General features: G+C 59.5%; 4 protein-coding genes. 3 read left to right on the top strand and 1 reads right to left on the bottom strand.

What is annotated here, in order from left to right; all coding sequences use genetic code 11:
• Window positions 1–324 precede the first annotated feature (324 nt).
• Window positions 325–1,572, bottom strand: coding sequence for a peptidase T (gene pepT, locus PMX72_RS10185; RefSeq protein WP_271729925.1), 1,248 nt, complete (start codon window positions 1,570–1,572; stop codon window positions 325–327).
• A gap of 120 nt (window positions 1,573–1,692) precedes the next feature.
• Here pepT and PMX72_RS10180 point away from each other — a divergent pair, with 120 nt between their 5' ends.
• From PMX72_RS10180 to PMX72_RS10170, 3 genes are all read left to right on the top strand, one after another.
• Window positions 1,693–2,115: a metal-dependent transcriptional regulator gene (locus tag PMX72_RS10180; protein ID WP_040359600.1), complete on the top strand. Its 423-nt coding sequence runs from the start codon at window positions 1,693–1,695 to the stop codon at window positions 2,113–2,115.
• 10 nt (window positions 2,116–2,125) lie between these two features.
• The gene (locus PMX72_RS10175) at window positions 2,126–3,019 is read left to right on the top strand and encodes a homocysteine S-methyltransferase family protein (RefSeq protein WP_118260189.1); all 894 of its coding nucleotides are present in this window, start codon (window positions 2,126–2,128) and stop codon (window positions 3,017–3,019) included.
• A 159-nt stretch (window positions 3,020–3,178) separates the two neighbouring features.
• Window positions 3,179–4,579, top strand: coding sequence for a phosphoglucomutase/phosphomannomutase family protein (locus PMX72_RS10170; RefSeq protein ID WP_117630036.1), 1,401 nt, complete (start codon window positions 3,179–3,181; stop codon window positions 4,577–4,579).
• Window positions 4,580–4,835 lie beyond the last annotated feature (256 nt).

The raw sequence follows: 4,835 nt of genomic DNA, 5'->3' as shown, positions 1-4,835 counted from the left end.
TCGCAGCCCCGACCCGCGGTCACGAGCGGGGGCTCCTATCTTTTTAGTGCCCTCGGATTGGGTCATAGTGTCTGTCGTTGCCAAAACATCGGCGTTGCCTTGGTCCGGACTAGTCGTTGGGTAGTCATTGGGGACGTTCTTAAACGACTAGTCAAACAAGAACGTCCCCAATGACTACCCACAAAGCGAGAGTGGATCTCGTCATTTTGCGGCACTTGGGGACGTTCCTTTTCTGCCGGCAGTTAGGGACACTCCCTGTACAAAAACCGCCCCGTCCTCTGTAGAGGACGGGGCGGTTTGTCTTTTAGGCTTGAGCGGCCAGGCTTATGCAAAGCGGGCGACGAGCTCCTGGAGCACGTCGGTCATCTTGACGAGCGAACTGACCGGGACGAATTCGTTGACGCCGTGGTAGCAATAGCCGCCGGTGGAAAGGTTGGGGCAGGGCAGACCGCGGAACGACAGCTGCGCGCCGTCGGTGCCGCCGCGAATCGGCAGCACTTGGGGCTCAACGCCGCAGGCAAGGTAGGCTTCCTTGGCAACATCAATAAGCTCGGGAAAGTCACAAACGATCTCGGCCATATTTCGATACTGCTGCTTAATCTCGACCGTCACGCGCTCCTCACCCAGACGCTGGTTGAGCATCGAGGCGGCGGCATCAATAAGGTCGAGTTTCTGCTGGAACTTGGCGGCGTCATGGTCGCGGACGATATAGCGCGCTGTGGCGTGATCGACGGTCGCAGATACACCCTCAAGGTGATAAAAGCCCTCGTAGCCTTCCGTATACTCCGGGCGCTGCACGTAGGGGAGCAACGCGTTGAAGTCGCAGAACAGATTGCCTGCGTTGACCATACGGCCCTTGGCGTCGCCCGGGTGGATGGACTGGCCCTCAAAGCGGACGGTCGCCTCGGCGGCGTTAAAGCACTCCCACTCCAGCTCGCCGATGGGGCCGCCGTCGACCGTGTAGGCGTACTTGCAGCCAAAGGTATCGATATCCAACAGCTCGGCTCCGTGACCGATCTCCTCGTCAGGGCAGAAGCAAATGCCGAGTGCGGGATGGGGCAGAGAGGGGTCCTGAGCGATACGCGCGACAAGCGACATGATCTCGGCGACGCCTGCCTTGTCGTCCGCGCCCAGCAGCGTGGTGCCATCGCTGCAGACCAGGTCCTCACCCGCGAGGTCGTTCAGGGCGGGAAGCTTGGCAGTACTCATGGCAACGGGCTTACCGTCAACCGTGCCGCAGACCAGGTCGCCGCCTTCGTAGTGTACGATGTGTGGCTTCACGCCGGCGCCCGGTGCAACTTCGGTGGTGTCGAGATGGGCGATCAGGCCCAGGGCGGGCTTGTCCTCAGCGCCCGCACTTGCGGGGATATGCGCGCAGACATAGGCGTGCTCGGTCACGTGGGCATCTTCCGCACCAAGCTCGCGCAGCTCTTCAGCCAGCACGTTGGCAAGGTCAAACTGAACGGCGCTCGAGGGTACCTGGTCGCAGTTTGCATCCTCGGACTGCGTGTTGATCTGGACGTAGCGCAAAAAGCGCTCGAGGACATCGGGGTTCGTGGTGGTGTTTTCCATAAAGACCGCTCCAATCTTGGTCGTCGTGTGCAACAAGAACTCTAGCACGGTATGCCACGACATACCGCGACGCTTGGATGGGGTAGAATCAGCCATTGAATGCAGAAGGGACGGAAGATCATGGATACGACAAATAGCTCGCGCGAACTACATCTGACGGTGGCGAACGAAGACTACTTGGAGTGCATGGTTCGCATTGAAAGCGAAGAGGGGGAAACCAACGGCGTGCGATCGGTCGACATCGCGCAGCGCCTTGGCGTCTCCAAGGCATCGGTCAATAAAGCGGTTTCGGCGCTCAAGGCATCCGAGCTTGTCGAGCAATCGCACTATGGCAAGGTAATCCTGACCGATCGCGGCCGCGAGGTTGGCACGGCTATCTGGTACCGTCATCGCCTCATCCGCACGTTTTTGGTTCAGGAGCTCGGTGTCGAATTTGAGCGAGCCGATTCCGAGGCCTGCATGATGGAGCATGCGCTATCCGAGGACACGATGAGCCGCTGGCTCGCCTATCTCGAAAAGCAGGGAATCAGCGTCGAGGAATAGCGGGATATATATGGATACGAGTTATTACAACCGCTTTGGTGCCGAGGAACTTACGCGCCGCTTGTCGAGCGAGACCTTGTTGGCGCAGGGCCCCATGGGCAGTGTTCTGTTGAGTGAGTACGATGCCGCCGATATTCCACCGGCGTTTTGGAATCTGGCAGAGCCGCAGACCGTTTCTCGTATCCATCGCTTGTATGTCGCCGCCGGCGCGCAGGTACTCATTACCAATACCTTTCAGGCATCAAGCTATGCCCTCACGCACGACCAGATTGCGCCGTCCGTGGCGGAGGTCAATCGCGGGGCCGTCGACGATGCCCGCCAGGCGCACCCTCAGCTGCTGCTGGGCTCGATGGGTCCGATCGGTATTGAGTGGTTTGCCGAGGACTCTGCCGAGTTTCGTGAGATCCGAGGCATTGCGCGCGAACAGGCGCACGCCTTACTCAATGCTGGTGTTGATGGTCTGCTGATCGAGACGGTGACGTCTATCCGTAATTTGCAGCCCATGCTTGCCGGCGCTCGAGATGCCGCTGACGGCATGCCTGTCCTGGTGAGTTTTGTCGTTGATGACAAAGGCGACCTGTTGGGCGATGGCCTCAATATCGAGGCAGCCGTTTTGTACGCCGAAAAACACGGCGCAAACTCGGTTGGTGTTAATTGCTGTTCGCTTGCGGCCGCGAACGCGGCGGTGCCCAGGATGGTTGCATCGGCGACTACTCCCGTCACGGTGCGTCCCAACGTGGGCGATCCGGTCCAGACTCAGGATGGCCCCGTATGGCACGAGAACCCCGAAGCTTTCGCGCGCGCATGCATCGAATGGAGACATGCCGGTGCCGCAATGGTGGGCAGTTGCTGTGGAACCACGGCAATCACTACGGCAGCGATGGCCGAGGCGCTCGATATATAAAGGGCAAAACCGCTCCATACGGGGCGGTTTTTTTTATTGCTTGCATGTCCTCGGCAGCATTTGCCCAAATGGTGAATGCTGGTGCCGGCAGGTTGCCGAGTGTGTATCGCGGGTATACCTCATGCGTACCATGATCCAAACACTGTGAGGTGTCTGCGCGTGTGCGCGATAATTCATTTTGGAACTGACGGTTGGCGCGCTCGCGTCGATGAGGACTTCACTGCCGATAACGTTGCCCGTATCGCCGATGCCGTCGGCGAGTTGTGGCAAAAGACCAATCCGGGCAAAACGGTATATATAGGGTTCGACACTCGGCCCCTGGCGCGCGAGTTCGCTGAGCTTGCGGCGGGTGTGCTAGCAGCGCACGGGCTAGACGCCGTGCTCGCTTCGCGACCTGTTCCGACCCCTGCTCTTACGTGGGCGGCGGCTTATGACGGTGAGGCGTGCGGCGCGCTCATGGTGACGGGGTCCCATCATCCGCAGGGTTATCTGTGTCTCAAGATTCGCATGGGTGACGGCTCGACCGCCAACCAGGATGTCATCGAAGAGCTCGAAGAGACCATGGCTCCCGAGCCAATGGGGATCGAGGGGCAATATCGCACCGCGGATATCATTCCTGACTATATGCAAGCGGTGGCATCGTTTGTCGATGCCGAAGCCATCCGCGCCGCGCACCTGCGCGTGGTTGTTGACCCCATGGGCGGCGCAGCCCAGGGCTATCTAGCCGACTTGCTGCGCGAGCTTGGCGTTGAGGTGCACGAGATTCACGCCGGGCAGGCGCCTGACCAAGAGGATATCTGCCCCGACCCCGTTGAGCCGTGGGTGGACGCTTGCGAGCATACGGTTATCGAGGACGGAGCTTGCGCTGGCCTGGTGACCGACGGCGACGCCGACCGTATCGGCGCGGTTGACGAGCGCGGCAGATATATACATCCGCATCAGATCATGGCGCTCGTTTTGGGCGACTTGGTTCAATTTCGTAATTTGGAGGGGCGCGTCGTCGTCAATCTTTCGTGCTCGACGCTCGTGCGTCGCATTGCCGAGGCGCTTGGCTGCCGCGTGACCGTCAAACCAGTCGGTTTCAAATATATAGCGGCAGAGATGAAGAAGGGTGGCGTCCTCATAGGCGGCGAAGAAGCCGGTGGTATCGGCATCGCCGCGCATATGCCCGAGCGCGATGGAATCCTCGCCTGTCTGATTCTGTGTGAGCTTATGGCAAAGACGGACGCGCCTTTGGGCGTTCTGGTCGACCAACTCGAGGACAGTTTTGGTAAGACGAGTTACGGTCGACGCGATTTGCGCCTTGAGGCCGAAGATGCCGAAACGTTACGAACCCTGCTGCCGGGCGTAAACCCCAAGTCGATTTGTGGCAAGGTGCCGCAAAACGTTAGTCATATGGATGGCTTGCGTTTAGCATTCGAGGATGACACGTGGCTGCTGGTCCGTCCTAGCGGGACCGAACCAGTGGTGCGCGTCTACGCCGAGGGGTTCTCGGTGGAAGAGCGTGATGAGTTGCTCGATGCTGGCTGTGCTTTAGCTAGGGGAACGTATCCGCTTTAACCATGAGACTGCCTTATATAAAGAGATGCTCGGCGAGCGGTAGTTAACGGCTGGCAAACGTTAGTCGGATCCCAAATTGTGTAGGAAATGTGTACGCCTAGATTCCCGCCCCCGGGGGCCCTCCGGTCTGGCAATATATCTCCTTGCCGCGCGGCCCGGTCGGACCGGATCAGCCGCGGGGCGTGCACCTTGAGAACCGGATACTGCGAGGATGGACACATTCAGTGTCGCATCCGGGCAGACATCGAACCATTTG

Origin of the sequence: Collinsella aerofaciens (assembly GCF_028207065.1) — a bacterium.
GTDB lineage: Bacteria > Actinomycetota > Coriobacteriia > Coriobacteriales > Coriobacteriaceae > Collinsella > Collinsella aerofaciens_AR.
Note: the sequence above shows the minus strand (reverse complement) of the source record. Positions and strands in the feature narration are given on the sequence as shown.

Bases quoted from the DNA above. Each gene is read 5' to 3' on its own strand.
- pepT (WP_271729925.1), bottom strand. From the start codon at position 1,572: ATGGAAAACACCACCACGAACCCCGATGTCCTCGAGCGCTTTTTGCGC.
- PMX72_RS10180 (WP_040359600.1), top strand. From the start codon at position 1,693: ATGGATACGACAAATAGCTCGCGCGAACTACATCTGACGGTGGCGAAC.
- PMX72_RS10175 (WP_118260189.1), top strand. From the start codon at position 2,126: ATGGATACGAGTTATTACAACCGCTTTGGTGCCGAGGAACTTACGCGC.